The following is a 17,237-nucleotide window of genomic DNA, read 5'->3' as shown; positions in this document are numbered from 1 at the left end:
CGAGAGTGCAAGCGGAGCACCCGGCCCGCCCGATACTTTCTTTCGTTTCTCTTTCAGTGCCGCTTGCCGCAGTAGCACACAGGCAACCAGGCACTGATTGACGCTGACTCGCGCCGCGCGGCCCGGGGGACGTACTCAAACGGTCAGCGGCGATCGCACACGCAAGCTACGACGCCTCTGCCATTCAATCTGGCAAGACCGCGACGCCTCTCACGCGGGGTTCGCCACGGGTTTCATCTTTGCCGAACGTCACCTTCCATTCGGATCGGCGCTCGGCGGCAACGGTTGCGCTGCCATGGTTCGGCGCGCTCTCCTCGAACGGCACCCGTGCCAGCGCACCAACGACGAGATAGTCGATCGCATGATCGGCGTGCGGCTCCCGATCGCGTTCCGAAGCGCTGACGGCATACACTTCGCGACCCTCTGCGCGATCGAAAAAGCGCAGCGTCAACGAATGGACGTATGTCTTGGCGCCGGGCCAGACGAAACCGGCAGCGCGCCGCGGCGCAGGCGCACCGCATGGCGCGTCGCCGGCGCAGCGGGCATCGGCGATAGCGACCGCGGCCGGATGCGTATCGTATGAAAGCGCGACGCGATACCGCGCGGCATCCATCGGTGCGGCAACGTAACCGAGCGCCGCAAGGCGGCGGGCGACCGCCGACGCATAACGCTCGTCGTCCTGATGATCGGTGGCGTCGGACGAGGCATCGACGAATGCATAGGTATGCTCGCCGGAGCCAAAGCCGGGGACGGACCGAACCCGCACCGCCGTTTCGGGGCCGGCACAGCCCGTCGCTGCAGCCACGCAAGCCGCGAGCAGCAATATCAGTCTCATTTGCTTGGTCGTTCAGTTGTCATTGGAAACGTGAAATGCGTAGGGTCACATTGCGCCATCCCAGCGCGGCACCGATACGGTCACGACCGTCCCCCGCCCGGGTTCGCTCTCGACCTTCACTTCCCCATCGTGGCGCGTGACCACCGTTTTGACGAGCGCCATGCCGAGCCCGGCGCCCTGGGTATGCGGTTGCCCCGGCACCCTGAAGCGGCGGAAACGTTCGAACAAATGGGCTCGGGCCTCTTCGGCCATGCCATATCCCTGGTCGGCGATCCTGCAGTCGGTGCGCCCCGTGGCGGCGGCTGTCAGCGACACATGAACGACAGTATCCTCGGGGCTGTACTTGACGGCGTTGTTCAGGAGGTTCGTCACTGCCCGAGTCATGAGCGAGCGGTCGGCGCGAATCCAGTGCCCGTCGCCGTCGAAGCGCGTTTCGACGCGGATGCGCTTGGCGCGCGCCTGCGGCCAGATCTCGTCGCTCGCGTCGAGCACGATATCGACCAGATTGACCGGCTCGAAGACATAGGCCTGCGATTCGGCTCTTGTAAGCTGCACGAAGTCGTCGGCCAGCGTCAGCGCACGCCGCGTGTAGCGCTCGATGTGTCGCAACAGCGTGCGTACGCGCTCCGAGCGCGTCGTCGCGACCTCCTCCTCGATCAGCGCAAGCACCGATGCATGGGGCGAACGCATGTCGTGCGACAGCAGCCGTAAGGCGTCCTCTCGCGCTTGCTCGGCGGCGTGTAGCGCGGTGACCTCCACCATGCCGGCAACCCAGAACCCCGACGCCTCACCACGCGCGTTACGACAACGCGCGTAGCGCAAAAGATAATCGCGCCCCGTGCGATCGCGCACTTCGATGCCCCGCTTCACCGCCCGAACCCGCGCAAGGTCGGTCGGATCGAGCACATCGGGCCAGTGCGCCTGCACTTCGGCATCGAAACCCGTCTCGGGACCTATCGTCTTGATGAATGTCATCTCGCCAAGCGCGTCGGTCAGCGCCCGCCCCTCGGGCGCAACGCTGCCGACACGCGCGAAATAATCATGAGCGGCCTTGTTGGCCACGCAAATCAGTCCTTGCCTGTCCGCAATCAGGATCGGTTCGGGCAGGCTGTTCAAGCAGTCCCAAACGAACCGCTTCATGTCCTGCACGCGATCGGCCGCCTGCTCGACGAGTGCAATGTGCCGCTCGAGCGCATCGCCTCGAACGTCACGTGGCCGCGCCGGAATACTCGGCAAGAGATCGGCGTCGTCCGCCAGCCGTTGGAGCTCACGCTGCAGACGCCACATCGTCATCTCGAGCCGGCGCCAGCCCCACAGCGGATAGACGACCAGTAGCGCAATCAGCGTCGGAACGGGCGTCATCCAGACGCAAGCGTAGTCGAGCAGGACGGCGCTCAAAGCAAACGACAGTAAGCCTAGCGCGCAGGTCAGCAGCAACGTTCGCCAAGGAGACAGGAAAAGAAAGCCGGTCAGCAGGAGGGCCAGCGATACCAGCGGCGCCGCGAACTGCCAGTGCGGTCCTGCCGGGCGAATCGCGCGCCCGGTCAAGAGCGCACTCAAAGCGCTCGCATGCAACAAGGTGTCGGATGTCGGACCCCATCGCCCCGAGATCGGCGTCGCCAAGTGTGTGAGCAAGCCCGACGCAGTCAGGCCGACGAATACGATCTTGCCGCGCAATGCGTCCGTCGGCGCCTGGCCGTCGAGCAACCGGCGCGCCGAAATGCGTTGTCCGCTGGCAAGATGTCCCGAGAACGGAACGAGGACGCGTGAACGGGCACCTTCGACTACATCGTCCGACGCGGGATCTGCCGTCGACGCGGGCTGCTTCGGGTCCCCGCGGTAGCGACCATTGGCGACAGCGATCTTGCCGCTTCGAATATCGGCGAGCAACGGCATGACGATATAAGGCCACGACGCGCCGCCCGCGCTTTCTCGCAGGGAGACGCCGCGCACAATGCCGTCCGGGTCCGGTACCACATCGATATGACCGGTGCCTGCGGCCGCCGCGGCCAATGGCGGCACCGGCAGAATCGGCTGGTCGCCAGCGCGCGCATCGACGAACAACGGCAGATAAGTCGGCACCGCGCGCAGCGCCTGCGCCAAATCGCGGTCCGCTGGCGACGACTCGGTCAGCAACACATCGTAGACGATCGCGGCCGCGCCGGCCCGCGCCACGGCGTCGATCAAGCGAGCTTGCAGCGTCCGCGGCCACGGCCAACGCCCGAGCTCGGAAACACTGTCGTCATCGATGCCGACGATTTCGATGTCGCTCGAAAGTGGTTGGGATTGCAACGTCAGCAGCCGATCGTAGACGAGCCGATCGAAATTCGCCGCGACCTGACCGAACACGCAGGCGCAGATGATCGCAACGCCGAGGCTGCCGATGACGAGCCATTCCCACATGAAGCGTTGCCAGACGGTCAGCGTCGGCCGCCATGTTCCGCGCGCTGGGGAAGGCAACCCAGGCGTCGGCTCGGTCGTCATTCGCGCGACTCTCAATTCGCCAACGTAAATTCACGCACGGGACCGGGCGTTTCGTAGAAGCGCCCGTGCTCGTGTTGCTCGGCGATGACACGCCAGTAGTAATCCCCCGGCGGCAAATTCGACACGGCGAGCGAGGTGGACGTCAGATCGGCCACGTCCAGGATAGGGTCATGCAGGTCTCGATGAAGCGCAAGCACGAAGCGAAACCGGGCTTCCGTATCTGCATCGGTCCGCCCATCGGTGCGAGATGCGCGCCAGATGAATCGATATTCGTGCAAGCGGCTGCCGGGTGCGGCTGACGCGCTGATCTCGTTGGCCCGGCGCTCGAACGCATAGACACGGGGCAATCCTTCGAGCCCATTGCGATCTATCGCGGACACGCGCACGAAATAGGTGCCGTCGGCGATATCGGAAAACGTCGCGCTCGGCGCCTGCACGTGCGCGTCCCGAATCAGATCGAGCAGATCGGCATCGCGCGCGATTTGCACGCGATATCCGTCTGCGCCCGCCTGGGGTTCGAGGTTGAAGGTGACCGACCGGTTCGCTTGCACCTTCGACGGATCGACCAGGCGAGGCGCCGGCAACAGCGGCTGAGGAGCACCGACCTCGCCGTTGACGAGCGTGGCGCTGCCGTTACCCGCCTCCACCAGGCGGGCCGTGTTCGATCGCGGCTGCGCTTCGTCGCTCCCACGTCGTGCAACGTCGGTCGTTGCACCTACGGCAACGCGGCCGTCGAGCACTTCGACAGCCGACATCGACGGCGATACCTGCACGCGAAAATGCGTCCCTCTGACGCCGGCGACAATCGATGGCGTATGCACCTCGAAACGGTCTCCGAGCTGCTTCGCATGCGTCACCTCGTTGCTCACCTCGCCCTTGTCGAGTTCGATGACACGTTCGTTGATGCCGGTGAGCGCCATCTTGCGCAAGATCGACAGCACGATGCTGCTGTTGGGCGTGAGGCTGACGTACGAGCCATCCGCGAGTTCGAGCGTCGCGAACCCGTCCGGCCCGGTGCTGACCGCATCGCTTTCGCCAACCGTGCGCCCGACCAACAATGGCATCGCGGGCGTTGCGGCGGCACCGAAAAAATGTCCCCTGCTTCGAATCGTAACGAGGCCGCTCGTGGCGATCACGCTGGCCGGTTCAGCATCGCGGCGCAGCAACGCCAACGGCAACCGCAGCGTCATGCCTGCCGGCAGGCGCCGCGGTGCGCTGATATGGTTGAGCCCGGCCAAAGCGCGCCAGCCTTTCGCATCTGTCAGATAGCGCTGCGCGATTTCGTATAGCGTATCGCCCGCTGCGGTGACATATTTGGCCGTCAGGCCGGCGTCGAACGTTTGCGCACAGGCAGGGGCCGTCAGTAGCAATGCGATGGCCGCGCCGGCAGCAGCGAGCGAATCGCGCCATCGCGTATGAGGGCTGTTCTTCTCAGCACCGAATGTTTGCCCCCTGGAGGCCGTAGCATTGTCGGCTAATCGGCTATGCATCGTCTTGTGTCTGAACGCTCTGTTGCTCTTTTAAGGAAACGCGCACGCAATGGCGACATGGCATGCTTTACTGCCGAAAAATCGGCACCTCCTTTCGGTATTCCCAAGCATACCTACAGGTCATCGAATGCCAGGTCGCGAGCTTAACGAATTTCGGGCGATTATGCATCGAAAACCTTAATCCATCGCGTATGAGGGCTGTTCGCACCGCCAATAAATCTTCCTGATAGTTACAAGCGCGAGCCCGGATGGCTCGATATCAAGGGTCGACCGGCGATTGCAAACAAATGTCAATCGCCGCCCCGGCCGCATGGGGTATCCTCCATTCTTTGGTAATGCGGCTACAATCGAACGCAAAAAACCTCCGCACGTCAGGCTGACCCCGATAACGCAACCTATGCCCCTGTTAGAGACCGGTCCGAAATGAAGATCGCCTATTTGGAAGATGACGAAACCCTCGCCGAGCACATTGGCGGCACCTTGACTTCAAATGGTCATGAATGCGAGGTCTTCCGCGATGGAAGTCAACTCATTCGCCGATTGAAGCGCGATCGATTCGACTTGTTGCTACTCGATTGGAGCATGCCCGGCGTAACCGGCCATCAGGTCACGATATGGGCACGCGCTAATCTTTCCGAGCGTGTGCCGATCCTTTTCATGACGAGCCGCTCGCTCGAGACCGACATCGTGACGGCGCTGTCGTCGGGCGCTGACGATTACATGATCAAGCCGATCGGTGTCGCCGAGCTGCTCGCGCGAATCGATGCGCTGGGGCGCCGGGCCTACCCCGACGCCGCGAATGCGCAGGCAATCATCGAGGTGGGCCGCTACCGCATCGACCCCATCGGCCGCACGTGCTTCTTGCGCAACACGCCGATCGAGCTGACCGGCCGCGAATTCGATCTCGTGCTGCTGTTGTTTCAGCACGTAGGGCGCGTGTTGTCTCGCGAATACATCGGCGGGACGCTCTGGGGCCAGCCGCAGAATGCAATCTCGCGCACGCTCGACACGCACATGTCGCGCGTGCGTTCGAAGCTGCAATTGAAGCCTGATCACGGCGTCAAACTCATGCCCGTGTATGGACACGGCTATCGGTTGGAGGTTGTGTCGGAAGCGGCGATTGACTCGCAGCCCGAAAACGAGCCCCGGATGCAGCAGGCCTAGCCCTAAGTCTCGCGTGCTTGTTGAGATCTCATGTGCGCGCCAGTCGCGCCACATTGATTTATTGGAGTCGGATACGATTTCGCGATTTTGGACGTTCGAGCCGGTCTGGCAATAATCGGTTGCCAGGCAGGCGCATTCCGGAATCGCGTCGGCGAATCTGAGCACCGGCGACGAAGTCCCCCTTCCCTTGATCGATGTCAAAGGCGCCCAGCCTTGACCCGGAAAAATACGTATGAAGTTTCGGCGAATGGCGCCGTAAGAGCGGTTATCTGCGAGATGGCCGTACCGTCATCGCCGCTTCCCCGCTGTTTTTGCGAGTATCGAACATGGATGCTCCCCCGGTTCTTCAGGAATCCACCGCCAACCGATCGGACGATCGGTCCCCTGTTTTGCTGCGCCGTCGGTTCGCACGCGTCAAACTGCAGACGCTGCTATTGATCGCGGCGTTGTGGTTCGCGCTCGGCACGTTGACGATATGGGACGAGAACGCCGAAATGCGCAGCGCCCGTGCCGGCGCCACGGCGCTGGCCGATGCCCTGACAGCGCACACGGTGCGCGTCATGCGGGAAGCCGAGCAGGTCGCCGCGCTCGTCTCATGGCAAGTCCAAAACGACGGTGTGTCCATTCCGCTCGCCTACTACGTCCGTTCCGGGCTGCTCAAACTCGACGTATTCGTGCAGGTCGCCGTCATCGATTCGCACGGATATTTGCGCGCGTCCACCGTCCCCGGCTTCAAGCCGATCAACCTGTCGGATCGCGAGCACTTTCGCGTTCACCTGAACAACCGGAGCACAGCACTGATGATCGGGCGACCGGTTGTCGGTCGGGCCAGCGGCAAGCCCTCGCTGCAACTGTCGCAGCGGATCAGCTCGCTTGACGGGCGCTTCCTGGGCGTGGTCGTCGTATCGGTCGATCCTTCGTATTTCACCGAGCTCTACAACGGCCTTCGCATCGGCAAGAGCGGCGTTGTGGCCGTCGTGGGCACCCAGGACTTCATCGTGCGCGCGTTGCGCTCGGGGAGTAATGAAGCGATCGGCGCGACGCTACCGTCGGGCGACCCGTTGCGGCGTGCGCTCGCGCATTCGTCTTCGGGAGATTTGCGCACGCGCTCGTTCATCGACAAACGCGACACCGTCATCAGCTATCGCAAGCTGAGCGGCTATCCGCTCGCCGTCGTCGTCGGCTATTCGACCGACGAGTTTCTCGCCGCGTGGCGCACGCGCAGCTTCCTGTTGCTCTCGGCTGCAGTGATGCTCACTATTCTCATCGTCGCGGCCGAGCGTCGCACGAAGATGCTGCTTTCGAACCTGGCACAGGCGCACGATCGCGAAATCGCAAAGGGCATGCAACTCGAGCAGGCCCGCTTGGATGCCGAAGCAGGATCGCGTGCGAAGAGCGCCTTCCTCGCGACCATGAGCCACGAAATTCGCACGCCGATGAATGGGGTCATCGGCATGACCGAAGTGTTGACGCGCTCGTCGCTGTCCGTCGATCAAAAGGAGATGGTCTTTACGATTCGCGATTGCGCATCGGCGCTGCTCAAAATCATCGACGACATTCTCGATTTCTCGAAGATCGAGGCCGGCAAGTTGCAGCTCGACTGCGTGCCGACGTCGATCGAAGACGTCGTCGACGGGCTGTCGACATCGCTTGCAACCGTGGCAGACGCGCGCGGCGTTGCGCTGCGCACCTATGTGGCGACGCAGTTGCCGTCGAGCGCCATGTTCGACGACACGCGTCTGCGCGAAGTTCTCTACAACCTCGTAGGCAATGCCATCAAGTTTTCGGCCGGCCGCACCGGCGTTCAGGGCCAGGTGGCATTGCGTGCGACGATGACCGAAGGCGATGCGCCGCAAGTGCGTTTCGATGTCAGCGACAACGGGATCGGCATGACGGCCGAAGCGCTCGCGAAACTGTTCCAGCCGTTCAGCCAGGCCGAGGCGTCGACGACACGTCGCTTCGGTGGAACAGGCCTCGGCCTCGCGATCTGCCGACGTCTCGTGGCCATGATGGGCGGGCAGATGACCGTGCAGAGCGAGCCGGGCCGCGGGTCCACCTTCACCGTGACATTGCCCCTCGAGCCGATCGCGGGCGCCGCTCCCCGCGAATTCGCCGATTTGTCCGGCGTGTGCTGCCTTGTCGTGGCATCGCCCGATTGGCGCTGCGACGACGCAGCCGACTACCTGCGTCACGCCGGCGCACGAGTCGAAGTTGCGACCGACAGCCATGACGCGCAGCAAGCCCTTTCGCGCATGAACGCCCCCTGCATCGTCGTCCATGACGAACGCTGCGCCGTCGACGGCATTGCGCCTCACCCATCGGGCGAGGCTTCGATGGTGATGGCGGATGTACAGATCGCGGCATCGCGCAGCCTCGCATTGATGGCAAAAGCGGGGCGCACGGTGTCGATCGGCGCGCAGGCGATGCGCCGGCGCGTGCTCGTCAACGCCGTCGCGCTTGCATCGGGCCGGCTAAGCCGCGAGATGCCCGGCGACACGGGCCGCGAGGAGTCGTCCTCGGCTCAAAGTGTCGCGCCAGGCGCGATGCTGCTGGTTGCCGAAGACGATGAGATCAACCGGCGCGTGATCTCCCGGCAACTGGCGCTGCTCGGCTATGCGGCCGATATGGCCGTCGACGGCGAGCAAGCGCTCGAGATGTGGCGTGTCAAACCCTACACGCTCGTGTTGACGGACCTGCATATGCCCCGGCGCGACGGCTACGAACTCGCGCAGGCGATTCGCGCAGAAGAAACGCAGGAGAAGCGTGCACGCGTACCGATCGTGGCGCTGACGGCTAATGCGATAACCGGTGAAGCGAACCGCGCGAAAGCCCTCGGCATCGATGACTACCTCACGAAGCCGCTGAAGCTCGACTTGCTCGAACAAGCGTTGACGCAATGGACTGTCGGGCGAGGGCTTGATGAGCAAGCGCCCGCCCGTACGCCGGGCGAATCGGGCGCCGCGCCGGGACCTTGCGTATCCGCGTCGGCGGCCACCCAGGCTCGCGCCGATGCGGCCGAAGCGACCATGGGCGATGCGCCGCGCGAGCGCGGCGTCGATATGCTCGACGCCACTGGCGCAATCGACGACGAACCCCAATCGATCGTGGACATCAACGTCCTGAAGAGCATCGTCGGCGACGATCACGAGACCGTGCAAGCTTTGCTCGTCGAATACGTTGAGTGCTCGGCCGGGTTGGCAGCCCAGCTGCAAGCCCATTTGAACGAAGGCCGCGCACGCGACGCGGCATCGATTGCGCACAAGCTGAAATCGTCATCACGCTCGATCGGCGCACTGCCGCTTGGCGAGCTTTGCGCCGAAATCGAAGCGACCTCTTCCAGAGGCGACGCGACCGACTTCGAAACGCTAAGGGTACGCTTTCAGTCCGAGTATCAGCGTGCGGCTCAGGTTGCGCGCGACATCGCGATGACCATCGACGCAGGTTAGGTACCGTAACGCGGGAACGTCGAAGCCGGGTTCGCGTAGATTGCTTGCGAGGAGCGAGGAGCGAGGACCGACGAGCGTCGTCCTCGACAACGACGATGATGTGCGACATGGCAGCGCGGTTCGAGGTGCTGAATCGCGCTTTGTTGTCGACACCCGCCGGCGGCCGGAAAAACTTACGCGAAACGACGCGCAATTTTACCGTCCGTCGCGCGGTGAATCACGGTCAGTCAGCCGCGAATCAGGCTTGCCCTACGCGAAATTGCTCGGGATCCTTGCCCTTGAGCCAACGCGGGCGGGGGCCACGACCGCCCCATGTTTCGCCGGTTTCGGGGTGACGAAAGCGCGGCGCAGCGGAGTTCCCCGCGCCGCGCGATTTGCGGCGCGCACCGAATACCTCGTCCGGCGTAAATCCAAATGCGGCAATGGTTTCCCGTATATTCGAGAGCGCCACCTCCGCTTCTGCTTTGCGCGCCTGTTCGATCTCTGCGTCCAGATCATGCTTCCTTGCCAATAGTTCCTTGTACGTCGCCACGGACTCAATCCTCCATACGGTTATCGTAAGCGCTGCGGTTCCGTCGATCGTGCCGCGGCGTGAACCCGCGAGCTTTGCAACGGCGCAATTGCGCAAGCCTTGCCGCGCTCATAGGCGTAGGCGGCACAGCTTAAGCAATGCACGTGCCTGCTCGATCGACACTCAATAAGAATCACTGCCCGATACAAAAGCCAAGCGGCGGATAGCTAACTGGCGGGCCGGCGAAATAGCGAATCGGGCATTGGGCAAATGGACATCGCGCGAATCAGCACGCTGTGAATCGGCACGCTGTGAATCGGCACGCTGCGAATCGGCATAACGCAATCGCTTATTCAGCCGTGACGCATATCCGTCTGCGGCAATGCCCGAACTGCGGCGTTGACGCCGCAGTCGACCCTACAACCGATGAGAGAAACCGGATCAGTGCTTTACCGCGCCGGCGGCCCCGGCATCGTCCACGTCGGGCGTTTCGACGATCGCGAGCGGCAGCCTCGCAGTCAGCGCGAAACCTTGCCCGGGCGCAGTCTCGATGCTGAGTTCGCCGCCAAGCCGGGCGGCGCGCTCGCGCATGCCGATCAGGCCGAACGACTTCCGGTTCCGCCGCGCATCGGCCAGCGCCCCGCGCCCGTTATCGCTGATTTTGACGATGCAGAACGGTTCCTCGCGCACAATGGCAACGCTTGCCTCGCTCGCCCCCGAATGGCGCGCGATATTCGTCAACCCTTCCTGAACCATGCGAAACACTTCGGTGCCGCTGTCGCGATTGAAGGCGACTTCATTGATGTCGAGTTGCGCATCGACCACAATGCCATGCCGGGCCGAAAACTCCTGAATGAACCAATTGATAGCCGGAATCGGGCCGAGATCGTCGAGCATGACCGGACGCAAATCGGCTGCAATGCGGCGCACCGAAGCGACGAGGTGATCGATAAGTCCATAGATATCGCGCAACGCCGCTCCAGACGATTGATCGATCTTGTCTTCGATCGCCCGCTCGAACCGGGCAGTATCGATCTTGAGCGCGGTCAGCAATTGGCCCAGATCATCGTGCAGCTCACGCGCGATGCGCGTCTTTTCCTCTTCGCGAATATGTTCGATATTGGCCGACAAGCGCTGTAGTTCCTCGCGCGACTCGCGCAACGCCTCGTTTGCGCGGCGCCGATCAGTCACGTCGAGAATCCAGCCGACCATCCGATAGGCTTTGCCCGACTCATCCCACAGCGCTTGCGCACGCGATTGGATCCAACGATATTCCCCGGCACGCGTACGGACGCGATACTCGATGTCGTACGGCCGCCGCTCCTCGGTGTGCGCCCTCAGCGCCAGCATGACGTGCTCGACGTCCTCGGGATGAATGACGCCGTAATGCGCCTGCATTTCGCTCGGCAATTCGTCTTCGTCGTGGCCGACGATCTCGCGGAAATGCGGCGACAAATACAACTGGCCCGTTCGCAGATTCCAATCCCACAGTCCCGCACTCGCGCCACTGACGGCCAATTGAAACCGTTCCTCGCTGGCGGCAAGCGCCGTCATCGCACGATGCCGCTCGATTGCGTAACGAATCGCGCGGCTCAGCAGCGCTGCTTCGATTTCCCGTTTGAGCAGGTAGTCCTGGGCGCCTTCCTGAATCGCCACGAGGCCGACCGAAATATCGGTCAGCCCTGTCAGAACGAGCACCGGAGTCTCGGGCGCGACTTGTCTGAAGCGACGGAAGGTATCGATGCCGTTGCTGTCCGGCAAACCGAGGTCGAGCAGAACGACGTCAAAGCGCGTCTCCTGAGTATGCGCAAGCGCGTCCGTGAGCGACTCCGCCCGTGTCAGGCGGTGCGTGAAATCCGTGATGTCGACGAGTGCCTCGCCGATGAGCAATGCATCGGTGGGGCTGTCTTCGACCAGCAGGACGTCAACGGATGAAGGCGTATTCAAGAGCGTACCGGCGGTAAAGTGACGACCCCGAACCAGAAGTCGCTGATGCTGCGCACAACCTCGATGAACTTCGAGAAATCGACGGGCTTGGTGATGTAGCAATTCGCGTGGAGGCAATACGACTTGATCACATCCTCTTCGGACTTCGAGGTGGTCAGTACGACGACTGGAATATTGCGCAGATCGGGATCCTGCTTGAGTTCGTAGAGGACTTCGCGACCGCTCATCCGCGGCAGGTTCAGGTCGAGGATGATGAGCCCCGGACGCGGCGGCCGCGAATCGGCATACTTGCCGCGGCCTTTGAGGTAATCCATCGCCTCGACGCCGTCTTCGACGATGTCGAGCGGATTGAGCACTTTGTATTGCTCCATCGCCTCCCGCGTCAACATGACGTCCGTAGGGCTGTCCTCGACCAGCAGAATATGGACGAGTTGACCGTTGTCGTCGCGTAGCATGTTCACCGCCTCCCAGTCACGATGCGTTAGCCTGCCGCCGCCCTCGCCTCGCCGGCCGCATCGACTGATGCAGCCGGGCGCGGCATGGTGAAGAAAAACGTCGAGCCTTCCCCGGGCGCCGACTCCACCCAGATCCTGCCGCCATGATGTTCGACGATACGTTTGCACAGCGCAAGCCCGAGGCCGGTGCCCGGGTACTCGCGCCGCGTATGCAGACGTTGAAAGATCACGAAGATACGCTCGAAGTATTGCTCCGAAATACCGATGCCGTTGTCCGCCACCGAGAACCGCCACTCGTCGCCGGCTTCCTGAGCGTCGATGCGAATCCGCGCGGGCCGGTCCTTGCTGCGGAATTTGATTGCGTTGCCGAGGAGGTTTTGGAAGAGCAGCGTCAACTGCGATGAAATGGCCTGGACGACCGGTAATCCGTCGTGCGTCACTTCGGCGCTCGTCTCCTGGATGACGACGGAAAGGTTCTTCAGCGCCATTTCGAGTGCCTGCTCGGCCGGCACCAACTGCTTCGGGTCTTCGAGCCGGCCGACGCGGGAGTAGCTGAGCAGATCGTCGATCAGTGTCTGCATGCGCGTTGCGCCATCGACCGCGTGGCCGATAAACTCATCCGCCCGGGCATCGAGCTGCCCCTGATAGCGCCGCTGCAGCAATTGCAAGGGCCCGGCCACCGCCCGCAACGGCTCCTGCAGATCGTGCGAGGCGACATAAGCGAATTGCTCGAGATCGCGGTTCGATCGCGCGAGTTCCTCCGAACGTTGCCTGAGTTGCCGCTCCGATCGTTTACGTTCGGTGATGTCGGCGATCGAGCTCAGGACGAACATACCCTCGGACGTCTCGATCGGATTCAGGCCGATCTCGATCGGCACTTCCGAGCCGTCGCGGCGCAGACCGAACAAATCGCGCCCCGAGCCCATCGGTCTGACGGAGGAATTGGCCAGGAACGCCGCGCGATATCCATGGTGCGAGCCGCGGAAACGCTCCGGCACCAGCATTTCGATCGGCTTGCCGATCAGTTCGGCGCGCGAGTAACCGAACAGCCGCTCCGTTTGCGTATTGACAAGTGTCATCCTGCCTTCGCTATCGACCATGATCATCGCGTTGGGCGCGGCCTCCACGGCGGCGCGGAAACGCTCTTCGGCACGCTCCCGCTCGGTCACATCGTGAAGGACGAGGACCGAGCCGACCAGCCGCCCTTCCGAATCGAAGGTCGGCGCAGCGTTCGCATCGGCATGGGTGCGCCTCCCGTCGCGTCCGACAAGCACGATTCCGGTCGAATGATCGACGCTGCGCCGCTCCCGGATCGCAATGAGGGCCGGGTTTTCGGTCACGCTGTCGTCGCGGGTCTGCTCGAACCGCAAGACCTCCTCGACGGGACGGCCCAACGCCTCCTCGGGCCGCCATCCCGTGAGCGCATGGGCGACGCGGTTGAAGAACCTTATCCGTCCGCGCACGTCGGTCGCGACGACGCCGTCGCCGATGCCGGCGAGCGTCACCTCGAGCAACTCCTTCTGCAGAAACAGCGAACCCGCCAGCTCGGCTTCGTCGTGCAGCAAGCGCCGAGCCAAATAGCTGAACGATACGAAGACGATGATCGTCAATGCGCCGGACGCGAGGCCGATGAGCACCGCGAGGTCACGCGTACGCCGCGCCTCCGCTTGCCGCAAGGCCAGTTGCTGTCTGACCTGCCCTTGCATTTCGGCCACCGCCTCCCGTGCGCGGTCCATGAAAGCCTTGCCCGTATCGGTCATAACGATGGCTTGGGCGGCATCGAACCCCTTTTCCCGGCGAACATCGATGACTTGTTGCAGTTCGCGATGCTTTTCATCGACCAACCCACGCAGCCGCGCAAGCCGTTGCATTTGCGGCGGATCGTTTTGCAGCAGTGACGAGAGTTGATCGAGCTGGCGTTCCAGTTTCGGTTCGGCGTCGCGGTATGGCTCGAGATAGTCGTCGCGTCCTGTGATGACATAGCCGCGCTGTCCGGTTTCCGCATCGCGCGCCAACGCAAGCACGCGCTCCAGCCTCACATAGACCTCGTTCGAATGCTGTACATCCGCTTCGCTGTCGAACAGGCTGATCGTGCCGAAAGCGCCAATGCCCGCCGTGATCAGCAAGAGCAGGCCGATAATCGGCAGGCCCCAGCCAACCCAACGCGACGCGGTACCACCGAACCGATTGACGGTTTTGTCCATTTCCCTCGCCTCGAACACGACTGCTACCTCGTTACAAGATAGGCAATTGAACCGAAGAATCGAAACGACAAATCACGTTTCGCATACGCCTTCATGCGTTCCACGTCGGAAACCCGTACCGGCCGCCGACTATCGATGCACAGCCTCGGGCGGACGATAGTCGGTCGGTCGCGCACCGGTCCATTTGCGAAACGCGCGATGAAACGCGCTTGGCTCCGCGAAGCCGACCGCCACGGCAATATCGGCGATCGTTCGGTCCCCATTTTGCAACGCGGCGATCGCGATGTCCCGTCGCAGTGCGTCCTTGATCGATTGATACGTCTCCCCTTCGCGTTTGAGTTTGCGCCGCATCGTGGCCTCGGCGATGCCGAGTTCGGCGGCGAGCGAGTCGGCGCCGGGCCACGCTTCGATCGGGCGCGATCGCAGCGCCCGCCGCACGCGCGCACCGAGCGAATCGGGGTTCCGGTACTTGACGATGAAGCTCGCCGGCGCATTGCGCAGAAACGTTTTCAGCGACTTCGCAGTCTGGATGACGGGCAACTCGAGGAATGCGGGAGCCAATTCGACGTAGGAGCTGTCTTCGCCGAAACGCAAATCGTCGCAAAACATGGAGCGGTATTCATGCCCGGCGGCGGGCTCGGCGCAACTGAATCGCGCCGCGCGCACCGGAATACGCCGCCCGACGAGCCAGCAGACGACGCCGTACACGAGGATGAAGTGCGTCGCATAGGCGAACATGTCCTTTTCGCCTACCCCTTCGCGCAGCCGGTAAACAAGACGCACGTGTTCGCTCGTGGCGTCGACTTCGGCCGTGATGTCATCGAGTATGAGCCGCATGAAGCCTGTGGTGCGGGCAATCGCCTGCGCACCATTGCGTGCAGTGAGCGCGGCCTGACACATGGCGATGAAGCTGCCGCTTCGCATCGGATGCGAGTCTTGTCCAAAAAACTCGTCGTCGAGTGCCCGTCCGATGGCGTTCCACAGCGCGCCGTATTGCGACGACGAAACGCGCGCTTGCGGCGAAGCGAGCAACTGCGGCGCGATTCCCGCTTGTTCGAGCATCGGCGCCGGATCGACGCCGCAACGCCGCACGCAACGCACGGCTTCTTCGACGAGGCTGACGGCGATGGTCCCTTTCTCTTTATCCATGACTTGTTTCCACGGCCTGCCGACCCGCGCACCCGAGCCACCGGTGGCAAATGCGCTCACGACGATTGAGCGGCCTGAGCATCGAAAGGCGTCGCCGTGCTGCCTACACTTCCTCGCGTACGTCTTTCGTCAGCCGCGAGCGCCAGACTACCGGAGCCGGACCGCCAGCTACAGCGGGCGGCGCATGCGCGCTTGCGCAAAGCACGACAGTGTAAAGCCGACGCATCGCCAAGCCAAGCGGGTACGGCATAGACGATTCTTCGACCGATTCGCAATTTTATTCATTTAGCACGACTGCCCTGCCATGGACGAGCTTTACACCGACGAGCAACGGATGATCCGCGACGCAGCCCGCGAGTTTGCGACCGAATGTCTGGCGCCGCACGCCGCCGAGTGGGACCGCGACGGCGCCTTGCCGGCCCACATCGTCCGCCAGATGGGCGAACTCGGCCTACTCGGCATGATGGTGCCGCCGGAACTGGGCGGCACTTACACCGATTACGTCGCCTACGCGCTTGCGCTCGAAGAAATCGCGGCCGGCTGCGCAGCGTGCGCGACGATGATGAGCGTCCATAATTCAGTCGGCTGCGGCCCGATTCTGAAGTTCGGCACACCCGCGCAGCAAGCGCGTTGGCTCCAGGAACTTGCGCTCGGCAAGACGATCGGCGCGTTCTGCCTGACCGAACCGCACGCCGGCTCCGAGGCAAACAACCTGAAGACACGCGCGCTGTTGCAAGACGGCCGCTGGGTCATCAACGGCGCCAAGCAGTTCGTCACGAACGGCGGCCGCGCCAGCGTCGCCATCGTGTTCGCCGTGACCGATCCCGATCTCGGCAAGCGCGGCTTGTCGGCATTCATCGTACCGACGGATACGCCGGGGTTCACGGTCGGCCGCCCCGAAAACAAGCTCGGCATCCGCGCCTCCGATACCTGTCCGATCACATTCGAAGATTGCGCCGTGCCCGAGGAAAACCTGCTGGGCGCGCGCGGCGAGGGGCTCAAGATCGCCTTGTCGAATCTTGAAGGCGGGCGCATCGGCATCGCGGCGCAGGCCGTCGGCATTGCCCGGGCCGCATTCGACGCAGCCAGGGCGTATGCGGCGGAACGCATCCAATTCGGCAAAGCGATCAAGGAACACCAGGCGATCGCCCACATGCTCGCCGATATGGCGACGCGTTTGAATGCGGCGCGGCTCCTGGTTCATCATGCCGCGCGGCTGCGCAGCGCCGGCAAGCCGTGCTTGTCGGAAGCATCGCAAGCGAAGCTCTATGCTTCCGAAATGGCCGAAGAGGTCTGCTCGAAAGCGATCCAGATTCACGGCGGGTACGGCTACCTGGTCGATTACCCTGTCGAGCGACACTATCGCGACGCGCGGATCACTCAGATCTACGAAGGCACGAGCGAAGTGCAACGCATGGTCATCGCCCGCAGTCTTTAACGGCCGCAATGCGTCACATCCGCGGCGCTGCGCCCCCCGCGGTGCAACGTTGACTCATGTCAAAACCCTCGGACCCGCAACCGTAGTAAAAATATCCAAAGCTGGTTCGACTAC

11 protein-coding genes are annotated in these 17,237 nt (G+C 63.0%); 3 read left to right on the top strand and 8 right to left on the bottom strand.

Annotated elements, in window-relative coordinates; all coding sequences use genetic code 11:
* Positions 1-184: 184 nt before the first annotated feature.
* The 3 genes from C0Z19_RS01655 to C0Z19_RS01645 are packed head-to-tail and all read right to left on the bottom strand — an operon-like array spanning position 185 to position 4,809.
* Positions 185-835, bottom strand: a complete 651-nt coding sequence (locus C0Z19_RS01655) for a DUF4136 domain-containing protein (protein WP_102608031.1) — start codon at positions 833-835, stop codon at positions 185-187.
* Between the two features lie 45 nt (positions 836-880).
* Positions 881-3,319 carry a CHASE2 domain-containing protein gene (locus C0Z19_RS01650; RefSeq protein ID WP_102608030.1) on the bottom strand — a complete coding sequence of 813 codons (2,439 nt, stop codon included), beginning with the start codon at positions 3,317-3,319 and terminating at the stop codon, positions 881-883.
* Positions 3,320-3,330: 11 nt separating this feature from the next.
* A complete protein-coding gene (locus tag C0Z19_RS01645) occupies positions 3,331-4,809 on the bottom strand; it encodes a FecR family protein (protein WP_102608029.1) in 1,479 nt (492 codons plus the stop codon).
* Between the two features lie 423 nt (positions 4,810-5,232).
* Here C0Z19_RS01645 and C0Z19_RS01640 point away from each other — a divergent pair, with 423 nt between their 5' ends.
* Both C0Z19_RS01640 and C0Z19_RS01635 read left to right on the top strand, forming a co-directional pair.
* Positions 5,233-5,973: a response regulator transcription factor gene (locus C0Z19_RS01640; protein WP_102608028.1), complete on the top strand. Its 741-nt coding sequence runs from the start codon at positions 5,233-5,235 to the stop codon at positions 5,971-5,973.
* A gap of 326 nt (positions 5,974-6,299) precedes the next feature.
* Positions 6,300-9,419, top strand: coding sequence for a hybrid sensor histidine kinase/response regulator (locus C0Z19_RS01635; RefSeq protein WP_102608027.1), 3,120 nt, complete (start codon positions 6,300-6,302; stop codon positions 9,417-9,419).
* Between the two features lie 238 nt (positions 9,420-9,657).
* Here C0Z19_RS01635 and C0Z19_RS01630 read toward each other — a convergent pair whose 3' ends face one another.
* The 5 genes from C0Z19_RS01630 to C0Z19_RS01610 all read right to left on the bottom strand — a co-directional run bounded on the left by C0Z19_RS01630 (position 9,658) and on the right by C0Z19_RS01610 (position 15,685).
* Complete coding sequence (locus C0Z19_RS01630) at positions 9,658-9,951, bottom strand: H-NS histone family protein (RefSeq protein ID WP_233195941.1); 294 nt, start codon at positions 9,949-9,951, stop codon at positions 9,658-9,660.
* A 420-nt stretch (positions 9,952-10,371) separates the two neighbouring features.
* Entirely contained in the window at positions 10,372-11,877 is a 1,506-nt protein-coding gene (locus tag C0Z19_RS01625; RefSeq protein WP_102608026.1) for a hybrid sensor histidine kinase/response regulator, read from the bottom strand.
* Positions 11,874-12,332: a response regulator gene (locus C0Z19_RS01620; RefSeq protein ID WP_102608025.1), complete on the bottom strand. Its 459-nt coding sequence runs from the start codon at positions 12,330-12,332 to the stop codon at positions 11,874-11,876. Before C0Z19_RS01620 ends, C0Z19_RS01625 begins: the two co-directional genes overlap by 4 nt.
* A 26-nt stretch (positions 12,333-12,358) precedes the next feature.
* Positions 12,359-14,536 carry a sensor histidine kinase gene (locus tag C0Z19_RS01615; RefSeq protein ID WP_102608024.1) on the bottom strand — a complete coding sequence of 726 codons (2,178 nt, stop codon included), beginning with the start codon at positions 14,534-14,536 and terminating at the stop codon, positions 12,359-12,361.
* Positions 14,537-14,665: 129 nt separating this feature from the next.
* Positions 14,666-15,685 carry an AraC family transcriptional regulator gene (locus tag C0Z19_RS01610; protein ID WP_102608169.1) on the bottom strand — a complete coding sequence of 340 codons (1,020 nt, stop codon included), beginning with the start codon at positions 15,683-15,685 and terminating at the stop codon, positions 14,666-14,668.
* Between the two features lie 304 nt (positions 15,686-15,989).
* On the opposite strand from C0Z19_RS01610, the gene C0Z19_RS01605 reads away from it, so the two are divergent.
* Positions 15,990-17,123 carry an acyl-CoA dehydrogenase family protein gene (locus tag C0Z19_RS01605; RefSeq protein ID WP_102608023.1) on the top strand — a complete coding sequence of 378 codons (1,134 nt, stop codon included), beginning with the start codon at positions 15,990-15,992 and terminating at the stop codon, positions 17,121-17,123.
* Positions 17,124-17,237 lie beyond the last annotated feature (114 nt).

Origin of the sequence: Trinickia soli, assembly GCF_002879855.1 — a bacterium.
GTDB classification, from domain to species: domain Bacteria; phylum Pseudomonadota; class Gammaproteobacteria; order Burkholderiales; family Burkholderiaceae; genus Trinickia; species Trinickia soli.
The sequence above is the reverse complement of the archived record's forward strand: the minus strand, read 5'-3'. Positions and strand labels throughout refer to the sequence as shown.